Source organism: Plantactinospora sp. BB1, assembly GCF_003030385.1.
Lineage (GTDB): Bacteria > Actinomycetota > Actinomycetes > Mycobacteriales > Micromonosporaceae > Plantactinospora.
The window spans coordinates 3,685,230-3,700,714 of the sequence record NZ_CP028159.1 but is presented as its reverse complement, the minus strand read 5'-3'; the positions used below and the strand labels follow the sequence as shown (position 1 = coordinate 3,700,714).

The window sequence follows — 15,485 nt, the reverse complement described above, 5'->3', positions numbered from 1 at the left end:
GGCACCGCAGAAGGAGTTGGCAGTGGGTGAGGAAACGCGCGCGGGCGGAAGCGTGACGTTGCGCGTCACCTCGCCCGAGGGGAGGGTCCGGGGCGTGGAACTGGCGGACGGGCCGGTCACGGTCGGGCGTATCGCGCCGGACCACACCCCGGACGTGGCGCTGGAGCCGGATCCGCAGCGCTGGGTCGGCCGGCTGCACTGCACCCTGGACTACAGCGACGGCGGCTGGACGGTCACCGACAACGCGAGCGTCAACGGCACCCTGCTCCGCTCGCTGAGTGGACGCACCGAACGCCTGGTGGGAAACCGCCGCCTGCGGCACGGAGACGCGCTGCTGATCCTCGGCGACATGTCCCCGGACGGCGAGCCGCTGTACTGGGAGCTGACGCTGCTCGACCCGCACACCACCCAGCCCGCGCCGTTCGAGTCGACACCTGCGGCGCCGACCCGCGGGCCGTGCCTGCGCTACGACTGGGTGGCCGCGCGGGCGTACCGCGTCGACGACAGCGGTGAGACCCCGGTCAGCGGGCTGCGGCCGCAGGGTCACCAACTGTTGCGGTACATGGTGGGTCGCAGCAGCGCCGGTGCGGCGGTCGCCTGCGGGCACGAGGAACTCATCACCGCGCTCTGGGGGCCCCGGGAGGAGTGGCCGGTCGGCCGCGCCTACACCCGTGCCGACCTGGCCGGCGTCGTACGCGCGGTGCGCCGCGCCATCGAGGCGGATCCGTCCGTGCCGCGCATCCTGGAGACCATCACCGGCATCGGGTACCGGCTCATCGTCAGCGATCCCGGGGACGACCGGTGAGCCTGCTGGAGAGCGGTGACCGGGTCACCGAGACGCTCGTGGTGGACCGGCTGCTCGGTGAGGGCGCCTTCGCCGAGGTGCACCGGGTACGCCACGAGTACCTCGGCTGGCAGGCCATGAAGGTCTTCAAACGGGTCGCCTCGCTCGACGAGACCCGTACCCTGCTGGAGGAGGCCCGGCTGCTCTCCACACTGGGGCATCCGAACATCGTCCGGGTGTTCGACGCCGGCACCGTGCGTACCCCGCAGGGCGTCCGGGGGTTCTTCACCATGGAGTACGTGGCCGGGGGCAGCCTGGAGCGGCTGATCCGCGCACACGGGCCGACGATTCCGGTCGAGCTGGCGGTCGAGGTGGCCGAGCAGATCGCCTCCGGGCTGACCGCCGCGCACGAACAGGACCCGCCGATCCTGCACCGTGACCTCACGCTCGCCAACATCCTCGTCGGATACGAGGGCAGCGGCCTGCGGATCCGGATCAGCGACTTCGGGCTCGCCAAGCGCGCCGACCCGTTCACGATGCTGGCCAGCGCCCAGGGCACGTTCGCCTTCATGGCACCGGAGGTGCTGCGCCGCGAGGGGTACTCCCGGGCCAGCGATGTGTGGTCGGTGGGCACCATCGTGTACCTGCTGCTGACCAACCGCCTCCCCTACGACGACGGTGCACCCCTGTCGTCGTACTCGCCGGGCCGGTTCGCGCGGGTACCGCTGCCGCCGAGCCGCTACCACCCGGAGGTGGACCCGGAGCTGGACCGGATCCTGCTCTCCGCCCTGGAGGTCGACCCGGCCGACCGGCCGGCCACGGCGGGAGTGCTCGCCGCCGAACTGCGCGGCCGGCGAGTCGGCGGCGGCTCCTCCCGCAGCGAGGGCGAGCCGGCGGACGCCCGGGCCCGGCGGCTCGCCGAACAGGCGCTGGCGCTGGCCCGGCACGCCGGTCAACTCGACCGAGCGGCGGGCCTGATGGCACAGGCGCTGGAGCTGTCACCGGACCTGCGCGCCCGCTACCTGCCCAAGCTGAATCTCTGGCGACGAGGGGTGACGATGTGAACCGCATGACGCGACTGCGCGAGGAGCTTCGCCAGCGCCGGCATCATCGGGAGTTCCGGATCGCGCCTCCGATGTGGACGGAGTCGCAGCGGGCCCGCCTGGAGGTCCTGCTGACCGCGGTCCGGGACGCGCAGCCGGACGAGAGGGAAGCACCGCCCGCCGAGCCGGACGAGGCGGCCCTGGCGACGGCCGTGACGAACCTGTGGCGGGCCCAGCGCAGGCTCGCGGCGGCCGGCGAACGCCCCTCGCCCCGGGACCGCCAGGCCGGCCGCTACCTGCGCACGTCCACCGAGGCGCTGGCCGACGCCGGCCTGGTCGTCCAGGACCACGACGGCGACGTCTTCAACGTGGGGCGGGAACTCGAAGTCCTGGTCTACCAGGAGAACCCCGCCCTGACCGCCGAGACAGTCATCGAGACCGTACGGCCGTCCGTCTATCTGCACGGCCGGCTCATCCAGGTGGGGCAGGTCATCGTCGGCACCCCCACCCAGCCCGTTGACGGAGGAAACGAGCATGCGTGACACCATCGACTTCGGCATCGACCTTGGCACCACCAACAGCGCGATCGCGGTGGTGGAGGAGGACGGCGGCGTCGCCGTCATCAAGAACAACGACGGCTGGGACATCACGCCCTCGGCGGTGTGGATTCCGAAGCCCGGCGTGGTGCACGTCGGTCGTCGAGCGCGCGAGCGGGTGCAGAGCGACCCGGAGAACGCGACCGCCGAGTTCAAGCTGGAGATGGGGCTGGCCGACGCCGGCAAGCGGTTCGGCAGGGCCGGCACGACACTGACCCCGCCGCAGCTCTCCGCCGAGGTGCTCAAGTCGCTGCGGGCGGACGCCGCGCACCACAGCGGCAGCCCACCGGACGCGGCCGTCATCACCGTGCCGGCCGCCTTCTCGCTGAACCAGAACAAGGCGACTCTGGAGGCGGCGGCGCTCGCCGGGCTCAGCGCCGCGTGCCCGCTCGTCCAGGAGCCCACCGCGGCGGCCTTCGCGTACGGCTTCCACGACGCCGACGACCGGGCGTACTGGATGGTGTTCGACTTCGGCGGCGGCACGTTCGACGCGGCGGTGGTGAGCAAGCGCGACGGGGACCTGCGGGTGCTGAACCACGCCGGTGACCCGTACCTGGGCGGCAAGCTCATCGACTGGGCGGTGGTGGAGCGGATCCTGGCCCCCGCCGCTGCGGCCGAGTTCGGCTTCGCCGACTTCCGCCGGGACAACCCGGAATGGCGGGTGCACTTCGCCAAGCTGAAGTGGCTCGCCGAGGAGGGCAAGATCGAGCTTTCCCGCCGGGACGCGATCGACCTGTCGATGGATCTGACGGTCGGCGGAGGGGAGGTCGAGACGTTCGAGTACACGCTCCGCCGGGACGAACTCGACCGGGTCGCCGAGCCGTTCTACGCCCGGGCGACGAACCTGTGCCGCACCGCGCTCGCCGACGGCGGGCTGGACGCGGGCGACATCGACCGGCTGCTGCTGGTCGGCGGCACCACCCTCGCGCCCGGACTGCGGGAGCGCCTCGCCGACAGCCGCGACGGGCTCGGGATAGCGCTCGACACCAGCCTGGATCCGACCACCGTGGTCGCCCGGGGTGCCGCCATCTTCGCCAGTACCGTCCGGCGCCCCGACCCACCGTCGTTCCAGCCGGCGGCGGGCGAGTTCGCCCTGCAACTCGCGTACGAGCCCAGCGTCACGACCACCACCCCGGTGGTCGCCGGCAAGGTGCACGCCGCCGCAGCCGTGGACTGGACCGGGTACGGCGTGACGCTGCGCAACCCGGACGGGCAGCCGCCGTTCCGCACCGGACGGCTGGAGCTGAACGCCGAGGGCGCCTTCCTGACCGAGGTCGCCATCGATCCACACACGACCTCGCGGTTCACGGTGGAACTCACCGACCGGTCCGGTGTACCGCAGAAGATATCCCCCGACACGCTCTCCATCACGCACCGGGAGGTGGAGTTCGGCGGTGCCCGACTGACCCACTCGCTCGGCATCCAGCTCGCCGACCGGGCGTTCGCGCCGCTGCTGCGCAAGGGCGCGACGCTGCCGACCCGGGCGCGCGAGGTGTTCCGCACCGCCGCCGCGCTGCGCCGCTCGGACGCCGATGCCGTGGTCCGGATCCCGGTGGTGCAGGGCGAACGGGACCGCGCCGACCGCAACCGCCCGGTCGGCATGCTGGAGATCCGCCCGCTGGACGTGCGGATCGACCTGCCCGCCGGAACCGAGGTCGAGGTGACGTTCGAGGTGGACACCTCCAGCCTGGTCACCGTTGTCGCCGACGTACCGCTGATCCAGGCCCAGTTCGAGGCGGAGATCAACCTCGACGAGGTTCGCACGCCGCAGGCGGACGAACTGGCGACCGCGCTGGCCGAGGCCGAGCAGCGGATGGCCGCGCTGCACGAGTCGCGCGCGTCGGACGTACCGGAGGTGCGCGACCGGCTTCAGCGGCTCGACGACGAGGGCACCCTGACCACCGCGCGGGAGCAGGTCCGGGCCTCTGGCGTGGACGCGGGCGCGGCCGCCACCGCCGAGGACCGGCTGCGTGAGGTGCAGGCGCAGCTCGACGACATCGAGGAGGCGGCCGACCGGCCGGCGCTGGTACGGGAGCTACGTGACCTGCTCGGCGAGGCCGGTCGGCTGGTCTCCGAGGTGGGGCATCCCGCCGACCGGTCGGCGCTGGCCGAGTTCGAGCAGCGCGCGAACGAGGCCATCGAGAGCGGCATCTCGGCGCGGATCAAAGCGGAGACCGAGCGGGTCACCGAGTTCCTCATCGAGCTCGAACGGCGGCAGCCAGGCTGGTCGGTACGCCTGTTCTACGCGCTCTGCGAGCAGCAGGGTCGGATGCAGCCGGCCGGTGAGGCGCGCGGGCTCGTCCGGGAGGGCAAGGAGGCGCTGGCGGCCGGCGACGAACGCGCGCTCGACGCGGTCAACTCGCGGCTGGTCCGGCTGCTGCCGCGCGAGGAGCAGCCGAAGATCATCGGGCTGGTCGGCCGGTGACCGCGCCGGCCCTGAGCACCGACCTGGCGCTGAGCCGGGCCACGGCCGCCGCCCGGCGCGGCGACCTGGACGCTGCCGCCGAGATTCTGGTCGCGTTGGACGGCGACGAGCCGGCCAGCCTCGACCTGCTCGCCCGGATCCGTGCCCAGCAGGGGCGCTGGCAGGAGGCAGACGAGTGCTGGGCGGCGGTCCAGGCGATCGACCCGGGGCACGAGGGCGCCGCCGAGGGCCGTCGGGCGGTCGCCGCCATCCTCGCCGGTGATCGCCGGCCACGTCCGGTCGTCCCGCCGGTGCGCCTCGCGGCGGCCGGCGCGGTGCTGGTGGTCGCGGTCGCCGCCGGTACCGTGGTCGTGCTCCCGTCGCTGTCAGCCTCGCCGCCTGCCAGGCCCGCCGCGTCCGTGACCACCCCGGCGCCGGAGACGGTGGCGCTGGACGTGGAGCGGCGCCGTGCCGCGGAGTTGCAGGGCCGGCTGGAGCAGATCGAGGCGGACAGGGCGGCGGCCGCCCAGGCGTTGGCCGCCCGGCTCGACGCGATAGCTCGGGGTGTCACCCTGCCCGGCGTCGTGGTGAAGCGCCGGCCGGACACGGTGGAGGTCTACTTCCGGAGGGGTCTGTTCAGCCGCGACGCCTGGTTGACCTCGTACGGCGCCGACGTGCTCGCCGACGTCGGCCGCCGGCTGCCCGACCTCGACGTGTCCGTGACCGTGATCGGACACAGCGTGCCGGTGCCGGGCGGACGCACCAGCGGCGGCTCGGGTACGGCGCTGAGCCGGGCCCGGGTCGCGGCGCGGGAGCTTGCGGAGGCCGGTGACCTGCCGCTGACCGCGTTTACCCTCCGCTCCGCCGACCAGTCGCAGGGCCCGTTCCGCGAACCGGCCCGCAACCGCAGCGCGAGCCTCGTCCTCACCCCGTCGTGATTCAGGACGTCCGGCAGGTGCAGCAGTCGCCACCGGGGCCGCCCGCCGACAGCGCCTCTACGAGCGTCAGGTCTGCTCCGGCCCGCCGACGGCGCGGCCCTCCGGCGTGTGCCGCGGGCAGCCGTCGGGCGCGGAGGTTCGCTGATCCCCAGCGCCGCGCCCGATGAGCTGCTCGGCCGGCCCGGACGGCTCCTCGCAGCCCAGAGCGCTCAGAGCCCGTCACGCTTCATCGCCGCGACGATCCACACGTGGCGGTCCGCGTTGGTCTGGCTGAACTCGTTGTCGTAGTTGAGGCCGTAGGGCCAGAAGTGTCCCCCACCGGTACGGATGACCGCGTTCGGGCCGTCGTACTGCCGTACGAGGGCTGTGGCTTGCGCGCCGGTCCAGGTGCCGCTGCCGCCGAGGGATTGCCAACCACCGCTCAGACCCACGCCCAGGGTGTGGGCCGTCTCGTGCAACGCCGTCCGCTCAGTCATGTAACTGCGGTTGCTGCCGAACCGGATGCTTCCGTTGATGTTGCCGTCAGCCGTCGGTACGCCGGGCACATAGTGCACGGTGATCGACTTACCAAGGTCGCTGAGGGCGTTGTACCGTGCCACAGCGGCGTTCATGGCCGACGTGATGCGCGCATATGCGTCCTGTTGATCCGCGGTCGGGTTCTGCGCCCGGGCAAGGGTCCAGGTGATCGTCGCCGCTGGCGCCGCCCTGGTCTGCGTGGCAGCCGGGGCGGCGTGGACCGCGCTGGGGCTGGCTACGACGCCGATGGCGAGAATGGCGAGAGCTACCTGCCTGAGGCGAGTTAGGGTCATTGTGGACTCTCCTTCAACTGCACCGCCCAGCGCTCTGACGTGGGGCGAACGGGTGACGACTCCGTAGACCATGCGTTGTCACTCCGGCCGGACTGACTCGTGTTCGTGACAACAGCTCGCGATGACGGACGACGGGTCCACGCATTCGTCGTACGGCGTGGGGCCAGTGACGCGCGAACACCGACCAGACATCGAAGACCATCGACCCCCTGGGGTCGAAAGCTCCTACATGGACAAGTGTTAGCGATCACATCGATACATGTCAAGCAATCGGACAGGGTCGTTCAGCAAGGCTCCAGCGCCTCGTCCCGGGCCAGAACTGGTTCGACGACGGTGGCTTGGTGCGCTGAGGACCGACTCGAACTGCACGGTGGTACCCGTTGGTCACTCCGCCGAGCACGACCGGGCCGCCACCATCTCTGCCGGCCCGGCGCGAGGCGGCTCCGTGACCTGCCCATCACCCGGAAGCGTCCCCTCCTCCGGGAACTGTACCGGTATGGTGCATAAGCCAGACAGATCCATTAGGAGGCATAAAAACGAATACGTCAGCGTGCGGACAGAATTGAGGATCGCCCATGCTTACGGCCATTGCCACCACGGTCGATGAGCCGCTCACGATCACCGAACGCGAGGTGCCCACGCCGGGGCCGGGCGAGGTCCTGGTCAGGGTCACCGCGTGCGGGATCTGCTACACGGACCTGGACCTGATCCAGGGACACTGGCCAGTCGCCCGCTTCCCCGTCGTTCCCGGTCAGGCCCGCCCGCGCTCGACGAGGCCGAAGTCCCCCAGGTGATCAGTGGAGTGGCGCGCCGGCCAGCCTGATCCCGCGCGTTCCCGGCTGGTGGCGTCAATTGTTTTGAAACGCCACTGCGCAGTCGCCACCCGCTACACCAAAAAATTGCCATACGCTACCCAGCCGCCTGCGCATTAGACGCATCTAGCGGCGGCAACGATTGAACGCCGCCGAACGGCCCCGGCGGCGGCCGTGTCACTACCGGCCGGGCCACCGGGGCCGCTGGTCGTACCGAATTTCTAGTGGTTGTCGACGTCGGTGCGCGGGTCGATGTCCCTGCTGCGGCTGCCGGCCTTGGCCAGACCCCGGCTAACCATGTAACCGACGGTGAGCAGGGTGATGAACCACCACGCCTTGTCTGCGGCGAACAGGTCCTGGCCATCGTTGTTTCCGCTGTCGCCGACCACGCTGGAGGCGATCAGCACACCGATGACAGCGAGCACGTAGACGACCAGTTCGCTGGTCTTGAACGACGGCTTCGTCTCGTCGCCGCGCGCACGGATGCGCGAAATCCCGGTAGTGCCGTTGTTCCCGTGGGTGGACGAACTCATCTGGCACTCTCCTGATGCTTGTCAATTGTCGGCGATGTCACCGGTCCACTCATTTCCTCCGGCGGGGCATCATCTACCCCCATCAGTTCGCTCTCACACATCGCTATCAGCGTCCGCCGGCGCTCGGGCTTTCGGGCGAGGTGCGGGACATCGCCAGCGCGCCGGAGTTACCCGAGCCTGCTGTCCGCGCGGGCGGCGGTGACGGCGGCTGCCATCCGGGCGAGGCGAGCGCCCTGGAAGCGGGCCGCTTCGAGGACCGCCTTGGCGTACTCGGGATCCCGGCTGGCGCGGCTCTCCACCTGGCTGACGCCGTACGGGTTCCCGCCACCGGCGTGGGCGACGGCGTAGTTCAGGTAACCCGTGGGCAGGATGATCGACCCCCAGTGGTGGAACGTCTGGTAGAGGCTGAGCAGGGTCGCCTCCTGGCCACCGTGTTCCTCGTAGCTGGCGACGAAGCCAGTCGCCGGCTTGTCGGCCAGCTCCTCCGCCTGCCACGGGGCGGTCGTGGTGTCGAGGAACTGGCGCAGTTGGGAGCAGACGTTCCCGAAACGGGTCGGCGTGCCGAAGGCGTACCCGTTGGCCCACCGGAGGTCGTCCAGGGTGGCCAGCGGGACATCGGCGGTGGCGTCGAGGTGTGCCCGCCACTGCGGCTTGGCATCGACCACCTGATCCGGCGCCAACTCTGCCACCCGGCGCAGGCGGACCTCCGCGCCGGCGTCGGCGGCGCCGTCGACAAATGCCTGCGCGAGACGGTGCACGGTGCCCGTGGCGGAGTAGTAGATGACGGCGATCCTGGCGTCCGCCTGCATGGTTGCCTCCTCTGGTCGGCTCGGTTCCCGATCAACCGTGCCGGGCAGGCTTACCGACTGCTGACCGTCCTCTTACCGATGCCGTCGAGCGCAGGTTCGTCGAGGTCGAGCCGCGCGCCGCGACGCATCTCGGCAGCGAGTTGCCCCTCGCTGAGCGCCTCGCGGAGACGGGAGGTGATGCGCCGTACGTCATGCTGCTCGCCGGCGGGCAGCGGCGCTCCGGCTGCCTCGCGCAGCGTCCGGGCCGCGCCCAGCAGCCGCGCGGCCCGGCGATGGTCACCGGCGAGGCTGGCGGCGCCGGCCAGGCCCTCAAGAGCCAGGGCCACGGCCCGGTGGTCTCCGGTGGCCCGCGCCGCGTCCAGCGACTCACGGTGGCGACGCTCAGCGAGGGCGGCATCACCGCGGTGTTCGGCGATGAACCCCAACTCGGCCAGTGTGAGCGCGCAGCCGGGCAGGTAGCCCGCGTGCCGGTTCCACTGCAGCAGGTCCCGCTGCCGGGTCTCGGCGGCGTCGAGGTCACCCCGCCGGCGTTCTACCATCGCCAGCCCGGTGCCGGCGAAGGCGGCGGCCGACCGGCTCGACTGCTCCCCCGCCACCTGTAACGCGCGGTCATGCCAGGCAACGGCTTCCTGGTAGTCGCCCCGCAGTAGGGCGAGCCGACCGAGGTTCGCCAACTGCCGGGACACCAACGTCCACAGCCGCAGGTGTTCGGCGATGCGCAGCGCCTCGCGGTGGCACGACTCGGCGCGATCGTAGTCGCCACGGATCTCCGCCAGACTCCCCAACAGACTCGTCGGATGCACCTGACCCCAGCGGTCGCCCAGTTGCCCGAACAACGACCGGCTGACCTCGCAGTCCCGCTGGGCGGCGGACAGATCGCTGCGGAGTACGAGCGCGAGGTCGGCCCGGGTGGCACAGGCCGCGGCGATGCCCCACCGGTCGCCGTGGGCGCGGAACGCCGCCAACGCCGCGTTGACCAGTACGGCGGCCTCGCCCGGGTCACCGGAGCCGAGCATCATGGAGGCGAACAGCCACTGCGCGAACGCCCTGTCCGGCAGGTCGGCGTCCGGGTAGCTCGCCAGGACCCGCTGCCGGGGAGCGGCCGGGTCACCGTCCCGGGTGGCGAGAGCGACCAGCCACATGTCCGCCTGTCGGCGAAGGGCGTCCGGCGCGACATCCTCCTCGCTCGTCGGGACGATCTCCAACGCCGTGCGCAGTGACCGGCTCAGCTCTCCGAAACGGCCTCGGAGCAGCCGGTACCAGGTCAACGAGGTGGCGAGCGTCAATCCGGCGCGGGCGTGCCCGTCGGTGGCGGCGACGTCGAGTGCCGCCCGGAAGTTGCCGTTCTCGGCGTCGAGCTCGCCGAGCGCGCAACTCTGGTCATGGCCCCGGAGCCGTCCGGTGACCCGCTCGGCGAGACGGGCGAAGCAGGCGGCGTACCGGCGACGGGTCTCGGGCAGTTCGCCGGCGCTGTCGAGTTGGTCGAGACCGTAGGCGGCCACCGTCTCCGACAGCCGGTAGCGTCGCGGACTCTCCCCGTGCCGCACCATGACCAGTGACCGGTCGATCAGGCGCGCCAGTACGTCGAGCACGTCGTCCGGGGACACCTGCCCGGCCGAGCACACCTGCTCGGCGGTCGCCAGGGTGGCGCCGTCGGCGAAGACCGCCAGCCGGCGCAGCACCGCGCGTTCCGGAGGCGACAGCAGCTCCCAACTCCAGTCGATCATCGCGCGAAGCCCCTGCTGGCGCGGGGGCGCGGTCCGCCGGCCGGAGGACAGCAGCCGGAAGCGATCGTCGAGCCGCGTCGCCAGTTCGTTCGGATCGAGTACCGGCAGCCGGGACGCGGCCAGTTCCAGCGCCAGCGGCACTCCGTCGAGACGCCGGCAGATGGTGGCGATGGTCTCCGTGTCTTCCTGGTCCACGCTGAACCCGGGCTCGATGGCGCGGGCGCGGGCTACGAAGAGCCGAACCGCCGGGGTCTCGACGATCTGCTCTGCGGTCGCTCCGGGCTCCGGCAGGGCCAGCGGCGGCACCGGGAAGACGACCTCGCCGGCGATCCCGAGCGGTTCGCGGCTCGTCGCCAGGATGCGCAGGTCGGCCGCGGCGCCGAGAAGTTTCTCGGTCAGTTCGGCGATCGGCTCCACCACGTGTTCGCAGTTGTCGAGCAGCAACAGCATTCGCCGGTCCCGCAGCGCGGCGACGAGCCGGTCCGTCGGCTCACGTGGTCGGTCGCCGGGCGGGCTGTCGTCCCGGATCTCCAGCGTCGCCGCCACCGTCTCGACGACCTCGGTGCAGGTCGCCGGGTCGCCGCAGTGCGGCTGGCCGGCCAGCTCGACGAGCCACACTCCGGCGGGGAACGTGTCGGCGAGCATTCGCGCGGCCTCGAGCGCCAGTCTGGTCTTCCCTACCCCGCCGAGACCGGTCAGGGTGACCAGCCGCCCGTTCGCCAGACGCTCCCGTACCGCTTCGACGGCCTCGTCGCGGCCGATCAGTCCGCCGTAGGGACCTGGCGACAGCGGTGCCGGCAGGTTGGTTCGGGCCGGATTCAGCGGTGGTGCCGGCGGCTGTAGCGCGGGGTCCTGACGCAGGATCGCCCGATGCAGCTCGGCCAGCTCCTGCCCGGGGTCGATGCCCAGTTCGTCGCGCAGTTGCCGACGGAACCGCTCGTAGGCGGCCAGGGCGTCACGCTGGCGCCCCGAGCCGTAGAGGGCGCGCAGGTGCGCGGCCCGTAGTCGCTCGCGCCACGGGTGGCGTGCGACCAGGTCGGCCAGCTCGCCGACGAGCAGGTGGTGCTCACCAAGCGCGAGCCGCGCCTCGGCCAGTTCCTCCAGCGCGGCCAGATACTGGTCGTTGAGCCGCTCGGTCGCCTGGCGGACGAATCGCTCGTCGCTGAAGTCCGCGTACGGGGAACCGCGCCAGAGCGACAGCGCCTCGGTCAGCGTCGCCGCCCGCTGCGCCGGCTCCCGCTGCCCGCGCGACCGTGCCAACAGCGCGGTGAAGCGTACGGCGTCGATCGATTCCGCCGACGTCCGCAGCCGGTAGCCGGCGTCACCGGACTCGACCAGCGCACGGCCACCGGCCTCACCCGCCTCCAGCGCGCGGCGCAACTGCGACACCTTGGTCTGCAGGGCCCCCAGCGCGTTGCCCGGGGGCTCGTCACCCCAGAGATCCTCGATCAGGCGATCGGCGGTCACCGGGCGTCCCTCGTGAACCAGCAGGTCAGCCAGGAGACCGCGAACCTTCAGGCCGGGCACGGTGACGGGTTCGCCGTCGGACGTCCATACGGCGATCCCACCCAGCACCCCGAAGCGCACAGCTTTCACCCTAGCCATCCAGCTGTCCCGGCCAGCGGGCTCCGCCGTCCGTCGGCACCGCTGACCAGGACCCGCGCCGACGTCACGGTGATGCGTAGGACGCGGAAGCGGCTCCGCCCGACCAGCGCCGACTGCCCGCGGCTGCGTCCGCCCGCCCGCCGTTGGACGGGCGGCGGCAGGTTTCATGCCTGCCCGACGCGTACGTCAGGCGACCGTCAGTAGACGGTAAGGGCGCTGGGCAGGCTCGATCCAACCGACCGACCGACAGCGGAGGATTGCGATGGATCACCTACAGCGCGACGCGGCCGCTCGCCACGGCAGACAGCCCGGACCGGAGCGGGTGTCCACACCCTGGCTCGCCCTGCTGGCCGGCCCGCTGTCGTACGGGATCTCCGCGCCGGCCCTGGTCCTCGACGACCTGGCGCGGGCGATGGGGACCGGGAAAGAGGCAGCGGCCGCCGGCGTGACGGCCTTCGGCTGGGGGATCGCGCTGGGAACACCACTGTTGGCGGCGTTGCTGGCGCGCCGCGGCGTACGGGCGGTCCTGACCGTCGCGACCGCGTTGGTGGTAGCGGGGACGGTCCTCCTCGTGCTGAGTTCGAGCGTACCGGTGTTGGTGGCCGGTGCGGCGGTGCAGGCGCTGGGGTCTGCCGGGCTCACAGTGACGGCCATGAAACTGGCCGGCTCGGCTCGGCGGATGGGGGTGGTTGCCGCGTCGCTGGCGGTCGTCGGCGCCACCGGCCCGCTGACCGGCGCGCTGGTGACCGACTCCTTCTCGTGGCAGGCGGCGCTGGCGTTGCCACTGCTGGCGGTGGTCGCCGTGCCGGCGGCTCGCCGCGGCGCGTCACCGCCGGACGCGGTACCGGCGTCGTTCGATCCCCTCGGCACGGCTCTCCTCGCCATGCTGGTCACCGCGGCGGTTCTCACTCCGCACCGGCCGCTGGTGGCCGGCCCGGCCACCGGCGCGCTGCTGTTGTTGCTCGTGGTCCGGACGAAGGTGCGCCCCGACGGTTTCCCGCCCGCCGCGGTGGCACGTAACGGCAGGTTCCTCACGGCGTGCGCGCTGGCCTTCGGACTGGCTGTGGCGAACTTCGCCGTGCTCTACGCCGCGCCGGATCTGCTGCGAGAGCACGCGGGATGGGACGGCACCCTGAGCGGAGTCGTACTGCTGGCGCCGTACCTGCTCGGCGGCTTCGGATCGGGATTCCTGGTGGCGGCGTCCGTGCGGGTGCCGCACCGGGTGGTGGCCGCCGCGTTGCTCGCCGCCGGCGCCGCCGCGCCGCTGCTGGCGGCGGTCACCACCGTCGTACCGTTACTGCTCGCGGCGATGGCGCTCGGCTCCCTGGCCGCCGCGACCGGCCAAGGCGTGCTCGCCCTGCGAGCGGCCGGCGTCGTGCCCGCCTCGCACGAGGCCGAAGCCCTGGGGTTGTTCAACCTCGCCTACCTGCTCAGCGTCGCGTTCGGACCGGCGATCGCCGTGACGCTGTCACTCTGACCGGTGCAGAGCCGGCGGCGCGGCGACCAGGTCTCGTGCCGACCGTTCGCCGTCGCTGTCAGGATCGATAGCGGGCCGTACGATCTGACCTGAGCTGCCAACGCCGCTGGCCGCGCCCGTAGAGGCTGCGCAGGTCGCGCCGGGCCCGGTCCGGTCGAACCGGGAACGCAACAGCCCCCGCCGCCCTACTTGCGTCACCGCGCCTTCGGTGCGGAAGAATGCCGTCATGACCGAGGATCGGGAGTTCCGCTCGGACTCCAAACTGGACACGACGGTTCCGCACTCGGCGCGGATCTGGAACTACTGGCTCGGCGGCAAGGACAACTTCGCGGTCGATCGGGCCGTCGGCGATGAGGTGATCGCACACATCCCGGACATCCCCGTCGGGGCCAGGTCCGAGCGCGCGTTCCTCAAGCGCGTGGTCAGGTTCCTGGTCGAGGATGCCGGCATCCGGCAGTTCCTCGACGTGGGCACCGGGCTCCCCTCGGCGGAGAACACCCACGAGGTCGCGCAAGCTCTCGACCCAGGCTGCCGGGTCGTCTACATCGACAACGACCCCCTCGTCATGGTGCATGCGCGTGCGCTCCTGAACAGCGCGCCGGAAGGCATCTGCGACTACGTCGAGGCCGATCTGCGGCAGCCGGACACGATACTCGCGTCGGCGCGGCAGACGCTCGACTTCTCGCAGCCGATCGGGCTCATGCTCCTCGGCGTCGTCAACCACCTCATGGACGACGACGTGGCGTACGGCTCCGTCGCGCAGCTGGTGCGGGCGATGCCCGCCGGTAGCTACCTGGTGCTCACCCACTCCACCGCGGAGATCCACGGCGAGCCGATGCTGCGCGTGATGCGGGAAACCACCGAACGCGGCGGCACGCCGATCCGCGCCAGGACGAAGGTGGAGCTCGAACGCTTCTTCGACGGGTTGGATCTGCTGGAGCCCGGCGTCGTCACGTGCTCGCGGTGGCGCCCCGACCCGGAGTCCGACGAGCCGGAGGTCTACCTCTTCGGCGGCGTCGGCCGCATCGGCTGAGCTGAGCCCCTCGACGCCGGCCAGCCACGAGGGCAACCTATTCGTGGGTACGGAGGTGACCGCTGGCACCGACCCTCCTGTTTTGTCGCAGGCCGGGCGCCATGAGCCTCGGCTCGCTGTCCGGGGTGCGTTCGTTCCGGCACCTGGTCGAAGAAGAACCCCGTCACGCTGCGCGCTGTGCCCCACGTGCCGGATCTTGGTGTGCTGTTGACTGCGTCGTATCGAGTGGAGCGAGATGGGATCGCCTACCACGTCGAGCCGTGCGAGCTTGGGCCGGTGGTACTGCCAACGGGCAACGTGGTGGCGTGCGATCCGCTGGTGGCGCACACCACGCCGTTCGTCGACGCGGTGACACCGGGCAGGTACCAGTTGCGGGCTTGGGTAGCGGTGCTACACAAGGACGGATGCGAGTGGCAGCGACGGATCACCGCCCTGCAGTTGGTGGTGGTCGACGAGCCGGCGGCGACCTGGAGCATGGCGCTACTACCGGGCCAGGACGTGGCCACACTCGATGACGAGGACTTCTTCGGCTACGCGGTCGATGCGGGCACCGGGACGCTGGCCGACCAACTCGCCATCGAGGCGCTCGGCAAATGGGACTACGAGAGGCTGGACGAGGTATTCATCCCGGCGCAGGTCCCGGATGACCCCATCGAGGCTGTCACAGCCGCAGTAGTGGAGGAACGAACCCAGGCGAACGTGTACGTCGTCGGTTCCGGCTGGGGTGACGGCGTCTACGCCACCTACGTAGGTCGCACCGTCGACGGGCGCATCGCCAGCTTTGTCACCGACTTCCGCGTCGTGAGCAGCTCATCCCCTTCACCGTAGGCGAGGTCCGCGTCTCCTGGCACACCTGACCACCACCGCCCGACCGATCGCGCTACGGCTGAAGTACCGGGTCCGCGGCCGGACGGG

13 protein-coding genes are annotated in these 15,485 nt (G+C 71.5%); 9 read left to right on the top strand and 4 right to left on the bottom strand.

What is annotated here, in order from left to right:
• The first annotated feature begins 22 nt into the window (after window positions 1-22).
• The 5 genes from C6W10_RS16190 to C6W10_RS16170 are packed head-to-tail and all read left to right on the top strand — an operon-like array spanning window position 23 to window position 5,765.
• Complete coding sequence (locus C6W10_RS16190; RefSeq protein WP_159079543.1) at window positions 23-805, top strand: FHA domain-containing protein; 783 nt, start codon at window positions 23-25, stop codon at window positions 803-805.
• Window positions 802-1,848: a serine/threonine-protein kinase gene (locus tag C6W10_RS16185; RefSeq protein ID WP_107258789.1), complete on the top strand. Its 1,047-nt coding sequence runs from the start codon at window positions 802-804 to the stop codon at window positions 1,846-1,848. The genes C6W10_RS16190 and C6W10_RS16185 overlap by 4 nt, the downstream gene beginning before the upstream one ends.
• A gap of 5 nt (window positions 1,849-1,853) precedes the next feature.
• Window positions 1,854-2,369, top strand: a complete 516-nt coding sequence (locus C6W10_RS16180; RefSeq protein WP_159104605.1) for a hypothetical protein — start codon at window positions 1,854-1,856, stop codon at window positions 2,367-2,369.
• Window positions 2,362-4,848 (top strand): Hsp70 family protein, encoded by a 2,487-nt coding sequence (locus C6W10_RS16175; protein ID WP_107258787.1) that lies wholly within the window; start codon window positions 2,362-2,364, stop codon window positions 4,846-4,848. The genes C6W10_RS16180 and C6W10_RS16175 overlap by 8 nt, the downstream gene beginning before the upstream one ends.
• Entirely contained in the window at window positions 4,845-5,765 is a 921-nt protein-coding gene (locus C6W10_RS16170; protein WP_107258786.1) for a hypothetical protein, read from the top strand. Before C6W10_RS16175 ends, C6W10_RS16170 begins: the two co-directional genes overlap by 4 nt.
• A 209-nt stretch (window positions 5,766-5,974) precedes the next feature.
• On the opposite strand, the gene C6W10_RS16165 is transcribed toward C6W10_RS16170, so the two are convergent.
• A complete protein-coding gene (locus C6W10_RS16165; RefSeq protein WP_107258785.1) occupies window positions 5,975-6,574 on the bottom strand; it encodes a hypothetical protein in 600 nt (199 codons plus the stop codon).
• A gap of 575 nt (window positions 6,575-7,149) precedes the next feature.
• On the opposite strand from C6W10_RS16165, the gene C6W10_RS39465 reads away from it, so the two are divergent.
• Window positions 7,150-7,368, top strand: coding sequence for an alcohol dehydrogenase catalytic domain-containing protein (locus tag C6W10_RS39465; protein ID WP_107258784.1), 219 nt, complete (start codon window positions 7,150-7,152; stop codon window positions 7,366-7,368).
• Window positions 7,369-7,607: 239 nt separating this feature from the next.
• Here C6W10_RS39465 and C6W10_RS16155 read toward each other — a convergent pair whose 3' ends face one another.
• The 3 genes from C6W10_RS16155 to C6W10_RS16145 form a co-directional block, all read right to left on the bottom strand.
• Window positions 7,608-7,919: a hypothetical protein gene (locus tag C6W10_RS16155; protein WP_107258783.1), complete on the bottom strand. Its 312-nt coding sequence runs from the start codon at window positions 7,917-7,919 to the stop codon at window positions 7,608-7,610.
• A 167-nt stretch (window positions 7,920-8,086) separates the two neighbouring features.
• Complete coding sequence (gene wrbA / locus C6W10_RS16150; protein WP_107258782.1) at window positions 8,087-8,728, bottom strand: NAD(P)H:quinone oxidoreductase; 642 nt, start codon at window positions 8,726-8,728, stop codon at window positions 8,087-8,089.
• Window positions 8,729-8,778: 50 nt separating this feature from the next.
• Complete coding sequence (locus tag C6W10_RS16145) at window positions 8,779-12,060, bottom strand: BTAD domain-containing putative transcriptional regulator (protein ID WP_369938509.1); 3,282 nt, start codon at window positions 12,058-12,060, stop codon at window positions 8,779-8,781.
• Window positions 12,061-12,322: 262 nt separating this feature from the next.
• Here C6W10_RS16145 and C6W10_RS16140 point away from each other — a divergent pair, with 262 nt between their 5' ends.
• The 3 genes from C6W10_RS16140 (at window position 12,323) to C6W10_RS16130 (ending at window position 15,398) form a co-directional block, all read left to right on the top strand.
• Complete coding sequence (locus tag C6W10_RS16140) at window positions 12,323-13,537, top strand: MFS transporter (RefSeq protein WP_107258781.1); 1,215 nt, start codon at window positions 12,323-12,325, stop codon at window positions 13,535-13,537.
• A gap of 226 nt (window positions 13,538-13,763) precedes the next feature.
• Window positions 13,764-14,570, top strand: coding sequence for an SAM-dependent methyltransferase (locus C6W10_RS16135; RefSeq protein WP_107258780.1), 807 nt, complete (start codon window positions 13,764-13,766; stop codon window positions 14,568-14,570).
• Between the two features lie 177 nt (window positions 14,571-14,747).
• A complete protein-coding gene (locus C6W10_RS16130) occupies window positions 14,748-15,398 on the top strand; it encodes a DUF4241 domain-containing protein (RefSeq protein WP_107258779.1) in 651 nt (216 codons plus the stop codon).
• The last annotated feature ends 87 nt before the right edge of the window (window positions 15,399-15,485 follow it).